Annotated in this window: 18 protein-coding genes; 8 read left to right on the top strand and 10 right to left on the bottom strand. The window is 35.2% G+C overall.

The window, feature by feature from the left end; all coding sequences use genetic code 11:
• Positions 1-474 precede the first annotated feature (474 nt).
• The 8 genes from rsgA to ACODR7_RS01505 form a co-directional block, all read right to left on the bottom strand.
• Entirely contained in the window at positions 475-1401 is a 927-nt protein-coding gene (gene rsgA / locus ACODR7_RS01540; RefSeq protein WP_488836708.1) for a ribosome small subunit-dependent GTPase A, read from the bottom strand.
• A gap of 180 nt (positions 1402-1581) precedes the next feature.
• The gene (locus tag ACODR7_RS01535; RefSeq protein WP_076594455.1) at positions 1582-2664 is read right to left on the bottom strand and encodes a chorismate mutase; all 1083 of its coding nucleotides are present in this window, start codon (positions 2662-2664) and stop codon (positions 1582-1584) included.
• Positions 2665-3066: 402 nt separating this feature from the next.
• The gene (locus tag ACODR7_RS01530; protein ID WP_488836706.1) at positions 3067-3642 is read right to left on the bottom strand and encodes a hypothetical protein; all 576 of its coding nucleotides are present in this window, start codon (positions 3640-3642) and stop codon (positions 3067-3069) included.
• A 38-nt stretch (positions 3643-3680) separates the two neighbouring features.
• The gene (gene dnaX, locus ACODR7_RS01525; protein ID WP_076594454.1) at positions 3681-4766 is read right to left on the bottom strand and encodes a DNA polymerase III subunit gamma/tau; all 1086 of its coding nucleotides are present in this window, start codon (positions 4764-4766) and stop codon (positions 3681-3683) included.
• Between the two features lie 97 nt (positions 4767-4863).
• Complete coding sequence (locus ACODR7_RS01520; protein WP_047375406.1) at positions 4864-5496, bottom strand: TetR/AcrR family transcriptional regulator; 633 nt, start codon at positions 5494-5496, stop codon at positions 4864-4866.
• Between the two features lie 5 nt (positions 5497-5501).
• Positions 5502-6758 carry an aminotransferase class I/II-fold pyridoxal phosphate-dependent enzyme gene (locus ACODR7_RS01515; protein ID WP_465089710.1) on the bottom strand — a complete coding sequence of 419 codons (1257 nt, stop codon included), beginning with the start codon at positions 6756-6758 and terminating at the stop codon, positions 5502-5504.
• A 427-nt stretch (positions 6759-7185) separates the two neighbouring features.
• Positions 7186-7542: a helix-turn-helix domain-containing protein gene (locus ACODR7_RS01510; protein ID WP_488836703.1), complete on the bottom strand. Its 357-nt coding sequence runs from the start codon at positions 7540-7542 to the stop codon at positions 7186-7188.
• A 93-nt stretch (positions 7543-7635) separates the two neighbouring features.
• Positions 7636-8373: a response regulator transcription factor gene (locus tag ACODR7_RS01505; protein ID WP_488836701.1), complete on the bottom strand. Its 738-nt coding sequence runs from the start codon at positions 8371-8373 to the stop codon at positions 7636-7638.
• Positions 8374-8462: 89 nt separating this feature from the next.
• On the opposite strand from ACODR7_RS01505, the gene ACODR7_RS01500 reads away from it, so the two are divergent.
• The 3 genes from ACODR7_RS01500 to ACODR7_RS01490 all read left to right on the top strand — a co-directional run bounded on the left by ACODR7_RS01500 (position 8463) and on the right by ACODR7_RS01490 (position 13460).
• A complete protein-coding gene (locus ACODR7_RS01500) occupies positions 8463-9107 on the top strand; it encodes a DUF1349 domain-containing protein (protein ID WP_488836700.1) in 645 nt (214 codons plus the stop codon).
• A gap of 811 nt (positions 9108-9918) precedes the next feature.
• Positions 9919-12843, top strand: a complete 2925-nt coding sequence (locus tag ACODR7_RS01495; protein WP_488836698.1) for a ligand-binding sensor domain-containing protein — start codon at positions 9919-9921, stop codon at positions 12841-12843.
• A 5-nt stretch (positions 12844-12848) separates the two neighbouring features.
• Positions 12849-13460: a response regulator gene (locus tag ACODR7_RS01490; protein WP_076594449.1), complete on the top strand. Its 612-nt coding sequence runs from the start codon at positions 12849-12851 to the stop codon at positions 13458-13460.
• A 134-nt stretch (positions 13461-13594) separates the two neighbouring features.
• Here the strand turns inward: ACODR7_RS01490 and ACODR7_RS01485 are convergent, their stop codons facing one another.
• Positions 13595-14440, bottom strand: a complete 846-nt coding sequence (locus ACODR7_RS01485) for a hypothetical protein (protein WP_488836697.1) — start codon at positions 14438-14440, stop codon at positions 13595-13597.
• Positions 14441-14712: 272 nt separating this feature from the next.
• Here ACODR7_RS01485 and ACODR7_RS01480 point away from each other — a divergent pair, with 272 nt between their 5' ends.
• From ACODR7_RS01480 to ACODR7_RS01460, 5 genes are all read left to right on the top strand, one after another.
• Entirely contained in the window at positions 14713-15666 is a 954-nt protein-coding gene (locus ACODR7_RS01480) for a helix-turn-helix domain-containing protein (protein WP_488836695.1), read from the top strand.
• Positions 15667-15783: 117 nt separating this feature from the next.
• Positions 15784-16986 (top strand): MFS transporter, encoded by a 1203-nt coding sequence (locus ACODR7_RS01475; protein WP_488836693.1) that lies wholly within the window; start codon positions 15784-15786, stop codon positions 16984-16986.
• A gap of 196 nt (positions 16987-17182) precedes the next feature.
• Entirely contained in the window at positions 17183-17596 is a 414-nt protein-coding gene (locus tag ACODR7_RS01470; RefSeq protein WP_488836692.1) for a hypothetical protein, read from the top strand.
• Between the two features lie 121 nt (positions 17597-17717).
• A complete protein-coding gene (locus ACODR7_RS01465; protein ID WP_488836690.1) occupies positions 17718-18320 on the top strand; it encodes a Crp/Fnr family transcriptional regulator in 603 nt (200 codons plus the stop codon).
• 65 nt (positions 18321-18385) lie between these two features.
• Positions 18386-19006, top strand: coding sequence for a hypothetical protein (locus tag ACODR7_RS01460; RefSeq protein ID WP_488836688.1), 621 nt, complete (start codon positions 18386-18388; stop codon positions 19004-19006).
• A 182-nt stretch (positions 19007-19188) separates the two neighbouring features.
• Here ACODR7_RS01460 and metE read toward each other — a convergent pair whose 3' ends face one another.
• Entirely contained in the window at positions 19189-21492 is a 2304-nt protein-coding gene (gene metE, locus ACODR7_RS01455; RefSeq protein WP_488836687.1) for a 5-methyltetrahydropteroyltriglutamate--homocysteine S-methyltransferase, read from the bottom strand.
• Between the last annotated feature and the right edge of the window lie 131 nt (positions 21493-21623).

The following is a 21623-nucleotide window of genomic DNA, read 5'->3' as shown; positions in this document are numbered from 1 at the left end:
CTTCGGCTGGGTTTTTTATTTTCAAAAAACAGTGGTTTTTTTTATTAATTATATAATTTTATACTTGATATTGGATTATATTTAATGATTTTCTACATTTTATTTAAATTAGCAAAATAATTTCATTTTTTGAAAATACAATTTCAGGATTGACAAAAATATGACAAAAGTGGAGTTATCTGCCAAAATTGTAAACCTAAAAAGTAGAGTTATTTAAAAACGAATATTTTTTTGATCTTAAATAAAAAAATATTCGCAGTAAATATTATCATTTAACAGCAAGAAGGTTTGAAATCTTGGCAAGGGTTTATTTCAGTAAAATAATTTTTAAAACAAAAAAAGAGACCATACAATGAGAGTCTCTGTATATTTTATTTCTAACGAATACATCAAAATCATTTATATTCTACAGCCACAGGAAGTTCGTCATTTATCTAATCAATCTGTAACGGTTAAAATAAAAGATTTTATTGATTATTTTTGAGAAGCTTCTTCTGCCTCATCCATCAGTTTAATGTAAGTAGCGTAGCGCGAATGCTGAATCTCTCCTGTCTCAAGAGCATCGATAACGGCACATTTCGGTTCATTGATGTGAAGACAGTTGTGAAACTTGCACTCTTCTCTCTTCTTGAAAATCTCGGGAAAGTAATGCTGTACTTCTTCTTTTTCAATATCAATCATTGCAAATTCACGAACGCCGGGAGTATCGATAACGTTTCCGCCAAAATGCCAAAAGTGCATCTGTGCAAAAGTTGTTGTGTGCTTTCCTTTCAAGTGAGTGTCTGAAATTTCAGATGTTTTTAAATTCAGTCCTGGCTGCAGAGCATTCACTAAAGTAGATTTCCCGCAACCTGAGTGACCAAAGAATACTGACGTTTTGTCTTTAAGAATTTCCTGAAGCTGATCCAGATTCAATTTTGAATAGGATGAAATTTCCAGGGTATCATATCCTATTTCCTGATATAAGAATTCAATATCTTTTACCATTTCAATCTCCTCTTCATGCAATACATCAATCTTATTGAAAAGAATCAGCGGTGTAATGTTATAGGCTTCACAGCATGCCAGAAACCTGTCCAGAAATCCTAATGACGTTTCAGGATGTTTCAGGGTAAAGATAAAGCAAGCCAAATCAATATTGGACGCAATAATATGGGCTTCTTTTGAAAGGTTTACTGATTTTCTGATCAGATAATTGGAGCGCGGTTCAATTTTTGTGATCCATGCGATATCATCCTGTTCCAGTTGAAACTCAACAAAATCTCCTACAGCAAGTGGATTGGTAAGCCTTGTTTTTATTAATTTGAATTTCCCCCTGATTCTGGCCTCGAAAATTTTATTTGTTTCCAATTCCAAAACCTGGTACCAACTGCCTGTAGATTTAATGATTTTTCCTTTCATAGATAATGCTGGTGCAAATATACGCAATTAGGGCTTAGCATTCAGGAAATAGGTTTAAAAACACATGTTTCAATTGCCCTAAATACCAATGCATAAGCCCTAATTTGTATTTTTTCTAAAATTTTGGTTTTAATTTTCAGGAATTAAATCAAAATCCCAATCTTTAAAACGCGCTGCAATTTATCTTTTGTCGATCATAATATTATTCTGAACTTCAATAGACTCTTCGTGAATAGCTTTGAATACTTTTTCAATGAATTCCTGAGACATTCCTGTTTCTTTTGCTTTTTGAGTAGCATATTCTGTGATTACTTTCCAACGTTCAGGCTGGAAGATCGCAATGTCATTTTCTTTTTTAAGCTTACCGATCTTTTCAGAAATTTTCATTCTTTGAGAAAGAAGTTCAATTAACTGGAAATCAAGATCAGAGATCAAAGTTCTGTGTCTTCCCATCTCTCCTTCAAAACCTGCAAGATTAGAGCTTCTCACTTTCAGATTTCCGATAAGCTCTGCAAGAACTTCAGGAGTAATCTGCTGTGAAGCATCGCTCCACGCTTCATCAGGATTACAGTGTGATTCAATGATTGCTCCCTGGTATCCTACGTTAAGTGCTTCCTGAGTGATATCCGCAAGACCTGTTCTATTTCCGCAGATGTGAGAAGGGTCGATTAACATTGGAATATTGGGAAACTGGCTCTTGAAATCAAGGGCAATCTGCCAGTTCGGGTTATTTCTGTATTTTGTTTTCTGGTATGTTGAAAATCCTCTGTGGATTACACCCAGGTTTTTTATATCCTGTCCTAAAAGTCTTTCCAAAGCTCCGATCCATAATGCAAGATCCGGATTCACAGGGTTTTTCACAAACACAGGCTTATCTGTTCCTCTTAAAGCCATTGCTATTTCCTGTACTGTAAAAGGGTTCACTGTAGAACGTGCTCCAATCCAAAGAACATCTACATCTGCTTCCAGAGCTGCAAACACATGGTGTGCGTTGGCTACTTCAGTTGCTGTTTTAAAACCATACTCTTCTTTTACTTTTTTCAGCCAGTTTAAACCAATCACTCCTACTCCTTCAAAACCGTTTGGTTTGGTACGGGGCTTCCAGATTCCTGCACGGAAAACCGATACATTAGCATTGGATTCCTTAATTCTCCTGGCCGTTTCAAGCATTTGAGCTTCACTTTCCGCACTACATGGTCCTGCAATCATTAGAGGCTGTGTAAGCCCATCGATCCACTCATTTTTTAAATCATTTAAATTCATTATTCTAAATTTTTGTTGTTTTTTTTATATTATTTATTCATTGACAGCAATAGCCCTTTGGATTATAAAATTTAATTTATAATTCTTTTCAAAAAATGCCGTTCAAAACTGTTTAAAGGAATCAGGAAAATAATAGGGCTCTACTTCTCCTGTATTTTTTGGAAAGAAATTCAGTTAACAGTACCAATAAAATCGGTAATACGTTCTGAAATTTCTATAATAAGAAGCAGAAAAACTAAAATAACCGCTAAAAAAGTAATTAGCGGGTGCAAAAAAAGACTGATATGTGTTAATCAATTTTTCCATTCTATTCTGGAAATGTCTTGTTTTAGCTTTTCTGGTTGTAATTTGTTTTTGTCAAAAACTTATTTCTGACAGAAATATTTGACAAATATATAAAAATTATGTCAAATCAAACTTCATTAAATCATCAAGATCTTTTAAAAGTGGATTTTTTTCTATAAATTTTTCAAACATTTTTCTCTTCGTCACCACCTCAATCTTCAGATTTTCAACGTCTCTGACGTATTCTACATCAATAATATGGTTCTGAATTTTTCTTTTAAAATGATTAAAAAATTCTCCACTTATTTTATCAAATTCTACTTTTGCAGAATCTGAAGGGAATAAAACTTTGATTTTATGCTCTCCCGCTTTTTCCAGCTTGAAGGTTTTTACCGCATTAAATACAAAGTTATTTTTTACCTGAAGCTGTTTAAGCATAATTTTCCATTCCATCTGCAGATCTGTATCTGTAAAATGGTTTTGGGGAAGGTTTTCAGTTTTCACCACAACATTCTCTGTTGTTTCAACTTTATCCTCCTTATTCAGGAAAGAGTTGATGCTAAAACCAGAAGAAATTCCTTGTCTTGATAATGGTTTGGTTGTTTTTGTTACTGAAACTGCCTGAACTTCCTGAGAAGCTACAGATTGTTGTTCTTCTTTAACGTCTTTCTTCTCCGGAGTTTTTTCCGGCATCTTCACCTCCTGTTTCTCACTGAGAAACGGAGCCAGTATCAGGAATTTTTTTTTTTAGTATCGCCTAAATTAGCTGTCAGTGAAGCCAGCTGCATTAATGCAATTTCAACCGTAAGTCTAGGGTTTTTGGAATTTTTATAATTAATATCTGCATGATTGCAGATTTCAATACCATCAATAAGCTGCTGGGCGGCCCATTTCTGTCCCTGCTCTACAAACCTGGCCTTGGTTTTCTCTCCTACTTCTATGAGTTCCATTGTGGAAGCATTCTGTGCCATCATCAGATCTCTGAAATGATTTCCTAATCCGGCAATAAAGATATGGGGATCAAAACCTTTTTTTACAATCTCATTAAACGCGAAAAGCACTTCAGGAATTTTATTTTCCCTGGCGAGATCCACGATGTTGAGATATTGATCATAATCCAGAATATTCAATACCTCGGCGGCTTTGGCCAGTGTAATATTTTTCTGGGAGAAAGTAGAAAGTCTGTCGAAGATGGAGAGTGCATCTCTTAATGCGCCGTCAGCTTTCTGAGCAATCAGATACAATGCATCATCTTCATACCGGATATTTTCTTTTTGGGCTATGTTTCTCAGATGATTCTGAATGTCTTCAATGACGATTCTTTTGAAGTCATAGATCTGACAGCGGGATAAAATTGTTGGTATAATTTTATGTTTCTCCGTGGTAGCCAAAATAAAAATAGCATGAGCAGGCGGCTCTTCCAGCGTTTTAAGGAAAGCATTGAAAGCGGCAGAAGACAGCATATGAACCTCATCTATGATATATACTTTGTATTTACCCACCTGAGGTGCAAAACGTACCTGATCTATAAGTTCTCTGATATCATCTACAGAGTTATTGGATGCAGCATCCAGCTCATAGATATTATAAGCAAAGCCATCTTCTGAAACCGAGCCATCTTTCTCATTGATCTTTCTTGCCAGAATTCTGGCGCAAGTAGTTTTACCCACACCACGAGGACCGCAAAAAAGCAATGCCTGAGCTAATTGGCTTTCTTCAATTGCATGTTCTAAAGTATCCGTAATATGGGATTGCCCTACAACCGTATCAAACTCCTGAGGACGATATTTTCTTGCAGATACTATAAAATTTTCCATTGTCCAAAAGTAAGAAATATAGTTTTAATTTGAAAATTAAAAGTTTTCAAATATCAACAAAAACGTATTTTTGCTCAAATCGGAAAACTTTCAATTTCTACTTTTTTTTGCTGTATGCAAAGTCGATCAACTCAACAATAGCGCCTTCTATCTCTTTTCTTCCTTCTTCGGTCTTCAGATCAATACCGCAGAACTTATTGGCGTTGTATCCTGTATAAAGATTAAGATAGTAAGCACCAGAAACGATTAAAGCCATAATTGCCCTATGCCTTGTTGCTACCCCTTCTCCGAAATAAGGATCTGAGATGTTTCCAAATAAGACTTCTCCTACTTCTTCACGCTGCTCAACCAGTTTCTTAAGAATAGGCTTACTTTCTGAAAGCTCCCAAAGGATAATTTTCTGAAGTTCTTTATTTTTCTTCAGGTTTTCGAACTGATTAAGTACCACCATTTTGGTAAGTTCATGCCCGCCATCAGAGAAATCCATATCAACATCCTGGTTGACCTGGCTCCAGTAATCCTGTGATTTGATATACTCATCGATCAGCTTATCAGTACTTCCAAAGTACTCATAGATCAATTTTTTATCAAATCCGGCAACGGCAGCTATTTTGCTTACTTTTAATCCGGAATACCCTTTTACTCTTAAAATTTTACCAACTGCAGCAAGCAGTTTCTGTTTTGTTTTTTCTTTGTCCCTAATGGGACCCTGCACTACTTTTCTAGGCATAATTATTATTTTTTCGCAATATGCAATTTTTTATTAATATCATCAAACGCATTAAGCGTTTTGTTGAGATGTTCTTTTTCGTGTCTTGCCGTTACGCTCATCCTGATACGCGCATCTTTTCTTGGTACAGCCGGATAAAGAATCGGATTGGTGTAGATTCCTTTTTCTATTAGTAGTTTTCCGGCTTCTCCTGTTACATAGGGATCTCCAATTTTTACGGGGATAATGGCAGAGCAGGTAACACCGGTATCTAATCCTAAATCGTCAAGTCCTTTTTTGAAATAATTGATGTTATCCCAGAGTTTTTCTCTCCAGATAGGTTCTTCGTCAATTAAATCAATGGCCTTAACAATTCCTGCGGATGATGGTGGAGCTGTAGCTGAGAAGATCTGCTGGCGTGAATGGAATCTGATGAATGCAGCTATTTTTTTATCTGCAATAACATATCCTCCAAGGTTTCCAAATGTTTTGCTGAATGTACCTGTGATGATGTCTACTTTATCCAATAACCCAGCCTGTTCCAAAGTACCTCTTCCGGTTTCTCCAAGGATGCCGACCCCATGTACGTCGTCTACCATAAGAAAGGCATTATACTTTTTCACAAGGTCATAGATCTCATTAATACGGGAGGTATCACCATCCTGGGAATACACTCCATCCACAATAACGAGTTTCGTACGGTACAGATTTTCAGATACCTTCAAAATGTGTTCCAAAGATTCCAAATTATTGTGCGGAAATGTTTTTTTATTAGTAAAAGCACATCCTTCGTGCACGCTGGCATGTACTGCCATATCTAAAATAGCCAGATCTTCCTTCTGCATTAAACATTGTAAACTCGCACTATTAGCAGTATAACCTGTTGTAAATACTACGGCTTCATCTTCTGTTCTTTTAAAGAAACCTGAAATTTTCTTTTCTAACGCATTGTGGTAATCAAAATACCCGCCGATAAGAGGAGTTGCTCCGGTACCGGTACCATATTTTTCTATTCCCTCAATGGCAGCTTGTTTTACTTTCGGGTGCTGTGTAAATCCCAAATAATCACTTGATACAAAACTAACAAATTCTCTGTTATGGTTTGCAATATTTACATTCAGTATTGCATTGGTTCCTGAAGTATTCTTCAGTCGGTAATTCATGTGTCCATTAGACTTTACATAGTCTAAATATTCATAAAAAATTTCAGCCCTTTGAGCCATATTATTGTCTGGTATATTCTCAAAGTCTTTGATAGTTGCTGTTGTGAAATTGATGCTCATCCTTAATCTTGTTTGTTGTGGTTTTAAAAAACAAATATATAACTATTTAGAGGGGTTAAGCTCCTTTATTAAGATTAAATATTATTAAAGACACAATAATTTATTCTTATACTCTGGAAACCAAACTCAATTGTATATACATGTTTCTTTTTAACATTTATCTTTTTTGAATTAATTAGTTTTTTCTTACCTAAATTTAATAAAAAAAGTAAACAATAAAGAAATATTAATAAATAAATAATAAAAAAAGTCAATTATTTTTTACAACCACCTCATTTATAAAAGATTATTTTCCGGTAATTTTAACATTATAATTCACTAAATCGCCTTTTACAGCAGGAATTCAGAATGATTAAAACCCTACCCAGAGACGAAAAGGGCATCGAAACTCCTGTGGCAGGAATTTTAAAGAATAAAAACAGTCAGTTCAGACAGTGTGGGAATCTCTGAATTTTCCAGGAGTAAAACCGGTCATTTTTTTGAAAAATTTTGAAAAATTGGAAGGATCGTAAGTAAAAATACGGGCAATTTCTGCTACAGATTTATCCGTAACAATAAGCATATGTTTGGCTTCCCCGATAATTTTTTCATCATAAAAAAAACAGGGATGCTGTCCGGTTTCTTTTTTAATGGTATCGGTAAGATGTTTGTGAGAGACGGCAAGTTTTCCGGCAATTTCATTCAGTTCCAGAAATTCAGGAGCTGTTCCTGAAATAACCTCATGGATATGTTGGTCTAAAAAGGTAAAATACTGATGGGTAATTTCTTCACTTCTTTTCATCATGTATGGTTCTTGCTAATGTGTATTCAAGATATAAAATTAAATATAAGATACAAAATAACATGGTGAACTTTTCGGATGTTTCAAGCTGAATATTTAAGAAAAACTGTCTTTAAAAGCCTGGGTAGAATTTTTTACTTTCAACTTTTCCAGTATATTCTGACGGTGTCTGTTTACCGTATTGATGCTTATAGAAAGAAGACCTGCAATTTCTTTACTGGCATATCCCTCTCCTATAAATTTTAAAACTTCCAGTTCTCTTGGGCTTAAAATATTCTTATAGTCAAGTTTATCTTTCACCACCACTTTCCCTTTTATTATATTAACAATCATGAAATCAGGAACATTAGATGAAGTAAGAGCCATATGATAAAGACAGAGAGCAAACCTCAATCGTCCGTTATCAGGTGAATAAATATAAAACATACGATGTTTTACCCATCTGTATGCATCATTTTTATCTTTCATTCTGATTTTTGAAACGACACTAAATTCCGTACGTTCCTGCGTTTCCATTGTATCCAGTAATTTGAAAAAACGAAGCTCATGAATGTATTTTTTCAAACGGTCATCAGGATGTATCTTTCTCAGCAGCTCTTCTTCCCAGATAGAGTCTATTTCTACCGGATTTTCATCCATCTTTAACCCAAGTTCATCTGCCGCTGCAGACTTATAAATAAAACTCTTATTCTTCTGCATATCGCTCAGCACAGCTATGGCACCTTCCATCTGAGCATATGCTAACGCTCTCTGTTGATAGATCTCTATATCAAGCTGGCATTTTTTCGAAGTGTTATCCAGTAATTTATCACTGAGCTGTTCACGGATTTCCATAATGGTTATTTATCAGTATTGACGCAAATAAAGTTTAACAATACTTTTGCTAAAATAATAATTTACCCTTAGAACACATCCCAAAGAACATGAAGAAATTGATTTTAGGCTTTTGTGCCTTATTCCTTATTCAAAAGTTTTCTGCCCAGAGTCTTGAGAAAATGACCTGGTTTAATGAACCCGCAAAATGGGAAATCAAAAACAACAGCCTCTCTATGTTTGTAACCCCACAGAGTGATTACTGGAGGGTTTCACATTATGGATTCACGGTAGATGACGCTCCTTTCTATTACACTACATATGGTGGAGAATTTGAGGCAAAAGTAAAAATAACCGGCAGTTATAAAGCAAGGTTTGATCAGATGGGTCTTATGCTGAGAACAGATCAGGAACATTATATCAAAGCCGGAGTAGAATTTGTTGATGGCAAATACAATCTCAGCACCGTGGTAACTCACCATAAAAGCGACTGGAGTGTCATTACATTAGAAAAAACACCTCCTGCCATCTGGATAAAAGCAGTGAGAAGACTGGATGCTGTGGAGATATTTTATTCTTTTGATGATAAAAATTATATTATGATGCGAAATGCTCCTCTTCAGGACAACACGCCTGTAATGGTTGGCTTAATGGCAGCCTGTCCTGACGGAGAGGGATTCAATGCTGTTTTTGAAAACTTTAAAGTAAAACACTTACCGGATCAGCGGAGACTAAAGTGGCTTGAAACCCATTAATAACGATTGAATTACACTTCAATATACAGTTAATTTTATTCACCTCCCATCATTTCCGGGAGGTTTTTTTTGATTAAAAAAGATATTCTGAGTGTTTAATAACAAAAAAGAGACTGTTTACTCTTGTACAGTCTCTTTTGTTTTTGAGATAAAAACCGTTTGTGTTCTTAGAATCATTATTTTGACAATAAAGCTTCTTACTTGTTGCGAGAATATTTTTGCAAAAATATGAATATCCATAAGCCCTGACAAAGCTATCATGTAGAATAAACCGTCTTTTTTTTGTCGAATTTTTACTACAAAATCATTTAAACAAAACTTCAACTATTAATCAAAAATTAATAAAATTATTCAAGCACAACAATAACTTTAGTTTATAAAATTCTAAAACAAACCACAAATCCAGTACAATACCAAGATCTTTAGACGAAAATTTACAATGAATATGGCATAAATTTATCACATATTATTGAAATACGACAAGATTGAGAAAAATTTTGAATCTCTTATTGTCTGCAATACATGATAAAACTTACAGAAAACAGGACACGCAATACTAATTTATCTCCATAATTTCACTATTTTTACACGATCAAAAAATATAAAACACAAAAGACCAGAAAACTTCAATGATAAAAATTTATTCTCAATCGTTCCTACCCTTTAAAAAAACATTGACTTGTACAAATACTATTATTAACCGTCTCCTGCATTAGCAGCAGATATAGATCAGTTTTGCACATATATGAGAGTTTGGGTATTTATTTTTGCTTGTATTTATCTAAATATTTCCGGGCAGCACTACACCTCTATGTGGTACAACATAGACAACGGACTGCCGCAAAGCAGTGCAAAGGCCATTGTAAAAGACAAATATGGCTTCATTTGGATTTCTACTGAAAACGGACTCGTACGATATGACGGAAGTTCATTCATTACCTTTAATAACTTCAAGGTAAATAATCTACATTTTGGTGAATTTATAGGAGATCCGTGTCTTGACAGCATAACAGTTCTTAATAATTTCCAGAAAAATAAAATTATTATTAAAAACAGGTTTCCCAAACTGGCAGATCTTACTGCCGGTGATAAAATGACCTACTGCAACGGCAATGATATTCTGCACCGCATTGCCAATAATATCATTACCTCGGATTTCTATAATGACATCCAATATTTTATTCAGCTTAAAAATTCTGTTTATCATTTCACAGAAAAGAATGCCATCATCTATAAGGAAGGAAAAAAGGAAATAAAAATTATCCTTCCTTTTACCAATGAAGATCTGAATTACATTTTTGTACTGAATAATCACCTGTTCATCAATGATCTGAAAAAAAGAAAAACCTACTCCATCTACAAGGGACATCTTTCTGTTTCTGATCAACCTACCCTTTTTAATCACCCAGACACTAAAATCTTTTGGCAACAGATTACCAATCAGACATTTATTATCAACCATGATAATATTTACCTTTTGGAAGGAAATGAAAAGGATCTCCGTTTGAAATTTCTTGTCAATTTTGAAGAAATCGGTAATCACTCTTATTGCTCTATGTATTATGATGAGAGTTTCAACAAATTGTATCTGGGAACTCTCAATAACGGACTGAACGTACTTCAGCTTTCCAATTTCTATGTTTCAAGGAAAAAAGCTGATTTCTCCAGTAATGTATATTTTGCATCTCTCCCTTTCAGTCAAAATACAATTATTGCTGAGGATGGTACAGAATTCGGAAGAAATGGGATTGTAAACAACCATCTTTTCGGAAACAATGACAACTATCTGATGATGTATGATAATTCCGGAAACATTCTGATCAGAAAACGAAACCGTATTATCAGGTTTTATAAAAATTCTGGATATAAAAAAAAGGATTCGTCTTTTGTAAAAAAAGGACTCGAAACGTTTATGAAAAGCGGAACCCTTTATGGAACAACCTTTACAGATCTTACAGGAACGAAGCTTCATCTTTACAGAAAAGATATATTTAGCCAACCGGATTTCACCTATACTTTTAAAAGTTTTATCAATACTTTTTATCAATACAATGAGAATGAAATTCTGACAGGAAACAGTGATGGACTTTATTCCATAACATTGGGAAGCAATACTATAACTCCTTTAATTAAAAACGTCAATGTCAAAAGTATTATCAGAACAAAGGATAATCTGATATGGATTACTACCAATAAAGAAGGATTTTATCTTTTCAGGAATCACCAACTTATCAAGATGCCGAACGACGTTAATGATTATCTCCAGTCAGCTCATTATATTCTTGAAGACCAAAAGGGATATTATTGGATTTCTTCAAATAATGGGATGTTTAAGGTCTCTAAAAAACAATTGCTACAGTATGCAGAAAACAAAAAAACTCCGGTTTTTTATTATCGCTTTACTAAAAAAGACGGCTTTCTGACCAATGAGTTTAATGGAAGTTCAGAACCCAATGCCTATGCTCTTGAGAATGGGGATTTTGTATTTCCTTCAATGGACGGTTTTGTGTTTTTTAATCCGGAAAGTATTCAGACTTATTATCCGGGAAGAAACAAGATTTACATTGAACGGGTAAAAATAGGAAATTCTGAGCCTCGGTATTTTCACCAGATTCTTAATTTGAAAAATAATTACAAAACGGCAGATATCTTTATTGATATTCCTTATTTTTCCAATCCTGAAAATCTTTATATTGAAGCAAAGATATCAGGAAAAGAAAATACTGAATGGGAAAAGATTGCAACAGGAAAAGAATTAAAATACACCATCAGCAACCTTTCTCCCGGTGATTATACTCTGAGTGTAAGGGTATTGATTTCTGCAGATGGAAGATATGAAGAAAAGACAGTACGCTTCAAAATTCAGCCACTTTTTTATCAGACCTTGTTATTCAGAGTCTCTGCTTCCATTGTTATTCTTATTTTGATTATCATTATCGTTCAGTTAACCACCAACTTTCTAAGAATAAAAAATAAAGCTTTAAAACAGATTGTTCATAATAAAAATTCTGAACTGAGAGAAACCTCTCTTCACCTGGAGGTTGTTAAAAACAACCTGCAAAAAGAAACCGAATATCAGAAAAAACTGGTGGAAACCATCAGCCATGATATCACCACTCCAATCAGATTTATTGCCATGCTTTCTCAGAAACTTCATGAATCTGATGATGTGGAGCTTCAGAAAAAATACTTTGACAGTATTTATAAATCTTCCGAACAGCTGTATCAGTTTACCCTGAATTTAAAAGAATATACTGAACTTTATAAAGCTGAAAATATTTTTGAAGAAAAGGAATATCCAATCAACAGAATTCTGGAAATCAAGAATAAATTATTCTGTGAAATTGCAAAAGAAAAAGGGACTATAATTACCAATCTTACTGAAGGAATCGTATATTCTAAAGTAAATGAAAGTATTTTAACAGCCATTATTCATAACATTCTTGATAATGCTGTGAAAAATACCTTTGAAGGAAATATAACCCTTACGGTTACAGAAAATCTACAAAAAACCACCATAATAATTACTGATACAGGAACAGGGATGTCCGAAGAACAGATTTCTGTTTATATGAACCTGTTCAGAAATCCTACATTGGAAACACCTAGTTTTAAAGGAAAAGGATTGGGTCTGCATATGGTTATCCATCTGGTAAAAAAGATCAATGCTGAAATGAACTTCAGACAAAACCAGCCTAAAGGAACAGTTGTGGAAATAACACTCAATAAAAACTAATATTTATGAATGAAAGAATTCTAATCGCTGATGATCATTATGTGGTAAGGGCGGGAACCTCTTTGGTTCTTGAAACAGCTTATCCGTTACTGAATATAGATTTTGCGGAAAATTATGAACAGGTGAAAAAGAAGCTGGAAGATCAACGGTATGACCTTATTATTTTAGATATTGATATGCCGGGAACTCAGTATAAGAAAATGGTTCCGGAGCTTAAAGATATACAGAATGACCTTAAAATTCTCATATTCTCAGGATATGACAAAGATGTTGCGATTCAATATATCAGAGAAGGCGCTGAAGGCTATCTGAATAAACAAAGTAGTGAAGAAGAAATTAAGAACGCCGTGAAAACAGTAATTGAGAAGGGATATTTTTACCCTGCAGAACTGATTGGCCTTATTATTCAAAACAAAAGAGATAATCCCGTAGAAAAGTTATCATCCAGGGAATACGAAATTTTCAAACTTCTGGCGGACGGCAACGGTAATCTGGAAATTGCCAACAGGCTTAATATTCAGATGTCTACGGTAAGCACTTATAAAAAAAGAATTTTTCAAAAGCTTAATGTCGGAAATATTGCAGAGCTGATTAAAGTCTATGAAATGATGCATTAAGAAAATGGGGCTGAATTTCTTATTATTCCAGCCCCAGAAAAAACACAAATCTCATTAGATTTTTAAACAGCTAACCCATTGATTTTGTATAGTTTTATATAATCACTGTATTTTTAGAATCTTCGGACAACCTATTAGTACAGCCTCTGTACAGAGAGAAACAGCTCTCTTGTGTTATCAGAAGTATTGGAATCTGTGGTCGTAGCATCACTGCTTCCCGTTACAGATTTATTATCTACACGAAATGCATAATACACTCTGTACCATCTTGGTTCCGGCTCTTGTATTGTAATATCAAATGTTACGGTCTCATTGTGAGTCTGAGTAAGATAAACTCCATCATCAAACTGTCTGTAAGCTCCCGGTGATAATTTAATATTTCCGTTGTCAGAATCACCGGTATGGGTAGACATTTCCGAAACCCAGATTTTCACATCTGAAGTTCCTACATTATAAAGTCTGGGATTAAAAGTGGTAGCCGCTCCTGTTCCTGCTGAACTGCTGTTAAATTGGGCATCAAGTCTCAGGAAACCTCCCAAAACAGGAAGGTCTGTAAGATAGGTACTGGCTAATGTGCCAGCTCCGGAAGTACCTGCAGGAATACTTCCATGATAGTAGATCAGGTCTCCAATGGTAATATCATCATCTTTTCCTCCGAAAGCAAATTTCCAGGTGGTCCCGTTGAACATATAATAACCGGCTTTATCTACTTTTGCTGTTTTTACAGAAGGAGCGGTTACGGCCTGCGTTACGTAGACCAAAGCTCCGGTCTGAGCTGCTAAATAGACATCATCTTTCGCTCTTAACTGATCTCCTGTCATTCTTGGAGCCATCACTCCGTCTGCCGCAGTAGCCACATCTGGTTTTCCTTCTACATGTAACGTTACTTTAGGAGAATCTGTATTAATCCCTACCTGGGAAAATGTAGCTACTGAAAAACACATCATTATGCTGGCAAAAGGTAATTTTATTTTTTTCATTTTAGTATATTTGTTTAAAAATTATTTGATTTATTTAAGAATTGAATAAATCATGCAGGACCAATTAACCTATCATCAATCAGCCTTTGTTGAGCTAGCTGGTGCAAAGTTATCCACGTTGACAAATCAAATTCATTAATAATCAATGAAAAACCGGAAACGGCTCATGAAAACACAAATAACTAACAATCAATATTTTAACCTAGTCATTTTTTAATATTTGACTGTTATAGAAACGTATTGAAATGATTTAAAATTATTTATTACCGCAAATGAGCATCGAAAAAGAAATAAAAATTGAACAGTACAAAAGACAACTGGTGTATTATTATAATATTCTGATGTCTGTTATTCTTGCCCTATTTGGTTTAATATTTACTTTTATTATTCCCGATAAAATAATGGCCTGGTATCTTTTCGGAGGACTTTTTTTAATGGTTTATACTTATCTGATTGTTCGTAAAACCTATTCGGTTAATGCAATGGTGCATTCCTACATTATTATTGCAACACTTTATAATTTTTACATCATGCTGGCTTTCTGGAACAATTCTATAGCGAGTTTTGTATGGCTTATTCCCATTCCTCTGGCAGCCTATGTCTTTTTTTCAAGAAAGTATATATTTATTTACAGCATATTTGTTTTGCTGAATATTATTATAGGATATCTTATTTCCAAAACCTTCAGCTTTAAATTTCCGATACATCGGCCTGAAGATGTGAGAATTACCGACACCATCCTTATGATTTCCAATGTAGCTGTCATATCACTCCTGCTCTATTTTAAGGATAAAATAAAACGAGTTGAAATGTACCATGAAATTGAAGAAAAGAATGCAAGTGCTGTAATTCAACCGGTCTCTGTGGCAGAGAAAGTTCCTTTTGCAGATGAACTGTTTGAAAAAATTGAATCTGTGATGAGAGAAAAACAGCTTTATAAAGACGTTAATTTTAATATTTCCAAGCTTTCCGCGGAAATAGAAATCAACAGTAGTTATATCTCAAAATCAATTCGTGCTAAAGGATATCCCAACTTCAATAATTATCTGAATATGCACAGGATTGAATGTGTAAAAAGACTTCTCAAGGAAAATGATCTTGAAAAAGTAACCCTCATGTATATTTATACTGATGCAGGATTCTCCAATCAGTCTACCTTCAACCGGGTATTCAAGCAGATGGAAAATATTACTCCTTCAGAATACATCAGCAGTTTGCAGCTTTAATGATTTATTTCACCAATCAATATCATTGCGATAATGATTTTTAAATTCCGAAAATAATCAGGAAATTTACAGAACTTAATTTTCTTTCAAACCACTGCATTTTAATTGCAAAAAATCATGAATTCATCTGAAAAAGCTCTTAAGGGAAGCTCACGTTTCCAATCTATAAAACTTTGTATTTTCTTTTCAGGACTCTCGGTTTTTGCACAGCTTTATCTTTTCCAGCCGATACTGCCTATGGCTGCAGAACAGTTTGGGGTATCTGTAGGTGATACTTCCCTGCTGGTATCATCATCCACAATAGGTATGGCATTGGGATTACTGTTTTTTGCTTTTAAAGCCGACAGTTATTCCAGAAAAAATCTCATGGTTTTCTCGTTGATTTCATCTGCAAGTTTAACTATTATTTCTACCTGGATTCCAGACTTAAGCCTCCTTATTGCTGTCGGAGTACTGAAAGGCTTCGTTGTTTCCGGGGTTTCTGCAGTTGCTCTCGCTTATCTTACAGAAGAAGTGGATGCGTTGGTAGTACCTGCCGCCATCAGCATGTATCTCAGTGGCAATACAATTGGAGGAATGAGCGGAAGGATAATGGCTACCTTGTTTGCAGGGGAATTCGGCTGGCGGAATGCCGTTCTTCTGATTGGGATAGAAAGTTTCATTCTCGGTCTTGTATTCTGGAAACTGTTTCCGGAGTCAAAATTTTTCAATCCACAGAAAACGGATTATCATCTTAAGGTAAAACAGATGAAGTTTTTCCTTACCAATCCTTATATGCTTCGCTTATATTGTACCGCAGCATTACTGATGGGAGTTTTTGTAAGCGCTTATAATTACCTTACATTCAGACTGGAAGCAAGCCCTTTTTCATTAAGCCACTTTATTATTGCTTTTATCTTTCTGATGTATATTTTTGGAGTTTTCGGAACGATGATTGTAGGCCGTCTTTCAAGAAAATTTCCTATGAATAGCATTCTGAGGGCTTCTATTCTGTCCATGCTTACCGGAACCACTCTACTATTATCTGAAAATATTTATATCCTTATTTTCGGACTTGGGCTTTTTACCCTTTCATTTTTCGCTGCACACACGATGGCCAGCCAGATGACAGCTTTGTATGCCAAACGTGGAAAATCCTCAGCCACATCTATTTACTGGCTGTTTTATTATTTTGGCTCAAGCATCCTGGGAAGTGGTACCGGTTATCTGCTTCATGCCTATTCCTGGAACGTTTTCATAGCAGTTCTTATGATATCTGTTATAGCCGCCCTTCTTCTGACCACTTTTAATACAGCTCCAAAAGCAGGAATAAAAAATTAGTACCACATACATACCACATTCTATATTTCATATTCATGTGATAATTCGCTAATAAACGTACTATTTTAACGTATTATTAAATTTTTATATCAAAAATTTAACCTAACTTTTCCAAAACACGGCATAACAATACAATGCCGGGCATGCTATTTGCTATTTTACCGGAGACCATATCACCATTTAAAATCAAAATATTATGAACGTAGCAGATCTAAAAATCAAGAACTTAGTTGAGTATAAAAATCAGATTTATACCATTACTGAGATCTTTCAAAATGTCGAACAGGCTTATTTTGTTAAAATTGAAAATGATATTCAAAGTATTTCAGTCCCGGCAGCAGCAATTAAACCGATTAAAATAACGGAAGAATGGCTTGAAAAGCTAGGATTTTCAAGGACAGACAGTTCAGATCAGAGTATACGGTATGAAAGACCGGAAGCTTTTATAAAATATGATATAGACTTGAGTTCCAGAAAAATAATGGAAGGACTTAAAATATATGGAAATGCTATAAAATGTAAATATATTCATGAGTTTCAGAATATTTTCTCAAGTTTATTCGGAAAAGAAACAGCTTTGCATTATGGTTATTTGAAAACAGAATTGTAGTTAAATAGTCCTTAGTTGTTGAAGACCACAATTTATATTGTAAATTGTGGTCTTCTTATATACAATCCCTTAATTTAATATTTACGTAAATTTGTACCTGCCGCTATACGTACAAAATCTAATGATAAATACAGATCCAATCCTTTTACAGCTGATAGAACATTTTAAAGAAATAGTTACCTTAGAAGATAAAGATATTGACTGTATTACTTCCAAATTGGAAATCATACAGCTTAAAAAGAAAGATTTTCTGCTTCGTGAAGGGCAGGTTTCAAGGCATATGAGATTCATTGCAAAGGGAAGCCTGTCTGCTTATCATATTGATGAAAAGGGAAAAGAAAATACCACTCAGCTGGGGATTGAAAACTGGTGGGTAAATGATCTTTACAGCTATCTGAGCGGGCTGCCTTCAAGAATGTTTATTCAGGCTAATGAGGATAGCATCATCATACAGATCAGTAAAAATAATCTGGAATTATTATACAAAGAAGTTCCTGCTGTCTCAGAATTCTGGCGTCTGAAAATGCAGTCGGCCTATGTTACTTTGCAGGAAAGAACCTTTGAACATTCCCGTGTTGATGCTTACACCAAATACCGAACATTCGTCACAACCTACCGCAATATAGAACAGCGTTTCCCTCAATATATGATCGCTTCCTACCTTGGAATAACTGTAGAATATCTGAGCTATCTGAGAAAAAAACACTTGTCTGACGTTTCTTAAGATTTCTTAAGTTTATTCCGTTCCGGCCTGAATAATTTTGCTCACAGAATTTTAATGAGTGAAATATGAAGGCAAAATTCATCGCCATAACAGCCCTTGCATCAGCATTCCTGAATCTGAATGCACAGAAACTTTCCTATACTCCGGATCTGGTTTTAGGACACCGCTCCTACACTTACATGCACAATGTCAATTATCAGCTGAATGAGCGGTTGAAATTAAACAATCTTACCCTGTTTGATACAGAATATACCAAGGATAAAGAAAACATATTCTTCATCAGAAATACCCTTGCATATAATCTTACCAAAAGACTGAGTGCCAATGCTGCATTTGGAATGAAAAATCCCAGAGCATTTTTCAGTGTTCATCTACAGTACAAAATTATCCGCCCTTCCTATTATGTGTCCTACTCTATAGGCACTACGTATCAGAAAGGGTTTTCTCTGGAACAGTCTGTATCTTTTGAGTACACACCTTATCTGACAGAAAATCTTAAGGGATATCTCAGCGTGCTTGCTATTGGAAACCTCGATGACAGCGGATATCCCAGAGGCCTTCAGTTTATAAGACTGGGAGTAAAACAAGATAAAATGATGTACGGACTTGCTTCCAATTTTGATCAGTTTAATAACGGAAAAAAGACCCTGGAAAATATCGGGGCATTCGTAAAATATAACTTTTAAAAATGAACACGTTCCAACTTTTATTTTTTGAACTATTAAGATGTTAAGATTATGAAGACAGTTCGCTTAAATTTTAAGTCAGAATGGTTCTTAACTATACTTTAATTATTCAAAATAACAGATCGTGCTATGAAAATCATAACACAATCTGAATTATTGAATCTAATTATTTTAAGAGTTTTCTAAAGTGCATATTCTACTGAAGCTTCTTTAGCGGCGGCAACCATTGCTATTAAAGCTTTTTCAGTTTCGTCCCAGTGTCTTGTCTTCAGTCCGCAGTCCGGATTTACCCAAAGCTGATTGGCAGGAATTACATTCTGAGCTTTTCTCAGCAGTTCAATCATTTCTTCTTTCGATGGTACTCTTGGTGAATGGATGTCATATACTCCCGGACCAATTTCATTCGGATATTTAAAGTCTGCAAAAGCGTTCAGCAGTTCCATTTGAGAGCGGGAACATTCTATCGTAATCACGTCGGCATCCATATCGGCAATATTTTCAATAATATCATTGAATTCTGAATAGCACATATGCGTATGGATCTGGGTAGCATCTTCCACTCCGCTTGCTGAAATTCTGAAAGCTTCTACAGCCCATTTCAGATAGTACTGCCAGTCGGTTTTTCTTAATGGAAGACCTTCTCTTATGGCAGGCTCATCAATCTGAATAATTCTGATTCCTGCTTTTTCCAGATCTACCACCTCGTCACGAATAGCCAAAGCAATCTGCTTACATGTTTCTGAGCGGGGCTGGTCATCACGGACAAAAGACCACTGCAAAATGGTAACCGGGCCTGTCAACATTCCTTTCACCCATTTTTCAGTCTGGGATTGGGCATATTGGGACCAATAAACCGTCATAGGAGCCGGGCGGGAAACGTCACCGAAGATCACCGGAGGTTTTACACAGCGGCTTCCGTAGCTTTGTACCCATCCGTTTTTGGTGAATACAAATCCTTCCAACTGTTCTCCGAAGTATTCTACCATGTCGTTACGCTCAAATTCTCCGTGAACCAGTACATCGATACCAATTTCTTCCTGCCAGCCGATTGTTCTCTGAGTTTCCTCTTTCAGTAAAGTATCATACTGTTCTGCGGTCAGTTCCCCTTTTTTGAATTTCGCTCTCCAGCTTCTTACCTCTGTGGTTTGCGGGAATGACCCTATTGTAGTGGTTGGGAATAAAGGAAGCTGCAATACTTCCTGCTGCTTTTTTTTACGGATTTTGAAAGGGTTTATTCTCTGAGCATCTTTTTCAGAAACAGCATTTGCTCTTTGCTTTACCTGGTGATTATGAATAAGAGAAGAAGTTCTTCTGCTTTCAATTGCTTTTTTATTTTCTTCAAATGCTTTAAGAATCTGTTCATTTTCTGTTCCGGAAGCAAGTTCTTTAAGTGTTACGACTTCTTTTACTTTTTGTTTAGCAAAAGCCAGCCAGCTTTTAATTTCCGGGTTAAGATGGGTTTCAAAATCCAGATCACAAGGTGAATGAAGCAATGAACATGATGGAGCGATCAAAATCCTTTCAGATCCTAATTTTTCAACAGCTTTTGTAATGAAAGACAGCGACTTTTCATAATCATTTTTCCAGATATTCCGGCCATCAATTACCCCTAATGAAAGGCATAAATTTTCCGGAATACTATTCAGAATATCATCCAGTTGTTCAGGATTTCTCACCAGATCAACATGCAATGTATTCACAGGAAGTGAAACGGCAAGTGATGCATTATCTTTTAATCCGTCGAAATAAGTGGCTACAATAAATTTCAGTTTTGGGAATCGTTTTCTGATTTCGGCATACACAAAAAGGTAAGTTTCTTTGGCTTTTTCTGTTAAATCCAAGGCTAAAAAAGGTTCATCAAACTGAATCCATTCCGCACCCTGATCCTGAAGTTTGGTTAAAATCTCCGTATAGACCGGAAGAAGATTTTTCGCCAGATCCAGTTTATCAAATCCTTCTTCTTTTTCTTTTCCCAATAACAGATAAGAAACCAGTCCGATAATCACCGGTTTTGCATTGATTCCCGCTTGTTTTGCTCCTGCAAATTCATTGAAAATTTTATCTGAACTCAGCTTAAACTGTTGGTTATTATAAAATTCCGGAACGATATAGTGATAATTGGTATCGAACCACTTGGTCATTTCCATTGCGGTGATGTCCAGTCCGTCTTTCTGATATCCTCTTGCCATTGCAAAATAAAGATCAAGCTCAGTATTGTTTTTTTTAAGCACTACTTCATGATACCGTGTTGGAATTGCTCCTACTACAAGGCTCATATCCAATACCTGATCATAGTATGAAAAATCATTACACGGGATAAGGTCTATTCCGGCTTCTTTCTGGATATTCCAGTTTTGGGTACAGATAGTTCTTCCGGTGTTCAGAAGCTCTTCCAGAAGGATTTTACCTGACCAATACTGCTCGCAGGCTTTTTTGAGTTCTCTTTTGCTACCAATACGCGGATAGCCAAGGATGTGAGTTTGCATTTTTTTAAACTTTTTAGTTAAACTTATTGTGAAAGTCCCTTAAAATGCTTCGTTATGTTTTTGCGGAGAAAATTTCAGGAAATAATGACATAGCAGGCAATGCATTTCCAATTGAGAGAAAATACATATCT

The organism is Chryseobacterium sp. FG46 (assembly GCF_057809135.1).
The sequence above is the reverse complement of the archived record's forward strand: the minus strand, read 5'-3'. Positions and strand labels throughout refer to the sequence as shown.

Bases quoted from the DNA above. Each gene is read 5' to 3' on its own strand.
- rsgA (WP_488836708.1), bottom strand. From the start codon at position 1,401: ATGAAAGGAAAAATCATTAAATCTACAGGCAGTTGGTACCAGGTTTTG.
- ACODR7_RS01535 (WP_076594455.1), bottom strand. From the start codon at position 2,664: ATGAATTTAAATGATTTAAAAAATGAGTGGATCGATGGGCTTACACAG.
- ACODR7_RS01530 (WP_488836706.1), bottom strand. From the start codon at position 3,642: ATGCCGGAAAAAACTCCGGAGAAGAAAGACGTTAAAGAAGAACAACAA.
- dnaX (WP_076594454.1), bottom strand. From the start codon at position 4,766: ATGGAAAATTTTATAGTATCTGCAAGAAAATATCGTCCTCAGGAGTTT.
- ACODR7_RS01520 (WP_047375406.1), bottom strand. From the start codon at position 5,496: ATGCCTAGAAAAGTAGTGCAGGGTCCCATTAGGGACAAAGAAAAAACA.
- ACODR7_RS01515 (WP_465089710.1), bottom strand. From the start codon at position 6,758: ATGAGCATCAATTTCACAACAGCAACTATCAAAGACTTTGAGAATATA.
- ACODR7_RS01510 (WP_488836703.1), bottom strand. From the start codon at position 7,542: ATGATGAAAAGAAGTGAAGAAATTACCCATCAGTATTTTACCTTTTTA.
- ACODR7_RS01505 (WP_488836701.1), bottom strand. From the start codon at position 8,373: ATGGAAATCCGTGAACAGCTCAGTGATAAATTACTGGATAACACTTCG.
- ACODR7_RS01500 (WP_488836700.1), top strand. From the start codon at position 8,463: ATGAAGAAATTGATTTTAGGCTTTTGTGCCTTATTCCTTATTCAAAAG.
- ACODR7_RS01495 (WP_488836698.1), top strand. From the start codon at position 9,919: ATGTGGTACAACATAGACAACGGACTGCCGCAAAGCAGTGCAAAGGCC.
- ACODR7_RS01490 (WP_076594449.1), top strand. From the start codon at position 12,849: ATGAATGAAAGAATTCTAATCGCTGATGATCATTATGTGGTAAGGGCG.
- ACODR7_RS01485 (WP_488836697.1), bottom strand. From the start codon at position 14,440: ATGAAAAAAATAAAATTACCTTTTGCCAGCATAATGATGTGTTTTTCA.
- ACODR7_RS01480 (WP_488836695.1), top strand. From the start codon at position 14,713: ATGAGCATCGAAAAAGAAATAAAAATTGAACAGTACAAAAGACAACTG.
- ACODR7_RS01475 (WP_488836693.1), top strand. From the start codon at position 15,784: ATGAATTCATCTGAAAAAGCTCTTAAGGGAAGCTCACGTTTCCAATCT.
- ACODR7_RS01470 (WP_488836692.1), top strand. From the start codon at position 17,183: ATGAACGTAGCAGATCTAAAAATCAAGAACTTAGTTGAGTATAAAAAT.
- ACODR7_RS01465 (WP_488836690.1), top strand. From the start codon at position 17,718: ATGATAAATACAGATCCAATCCTTTTACAGCTGATAGAACATTTTAAA.
- ACODR7_RS01460 (WP_488836688.1), top strand. From the start codon at position 18,386: ATGAAGGCAAAATTCATCGCCATAACAGCCCTTGCATCAGCATTCCTG.
- metE (WP_488836687.1), bottom strand. From the start codon at position 21,492: ATGCAAACTCACATCCTTGGCTATCCGCGTATTGGTAGCAAAAGAGAA.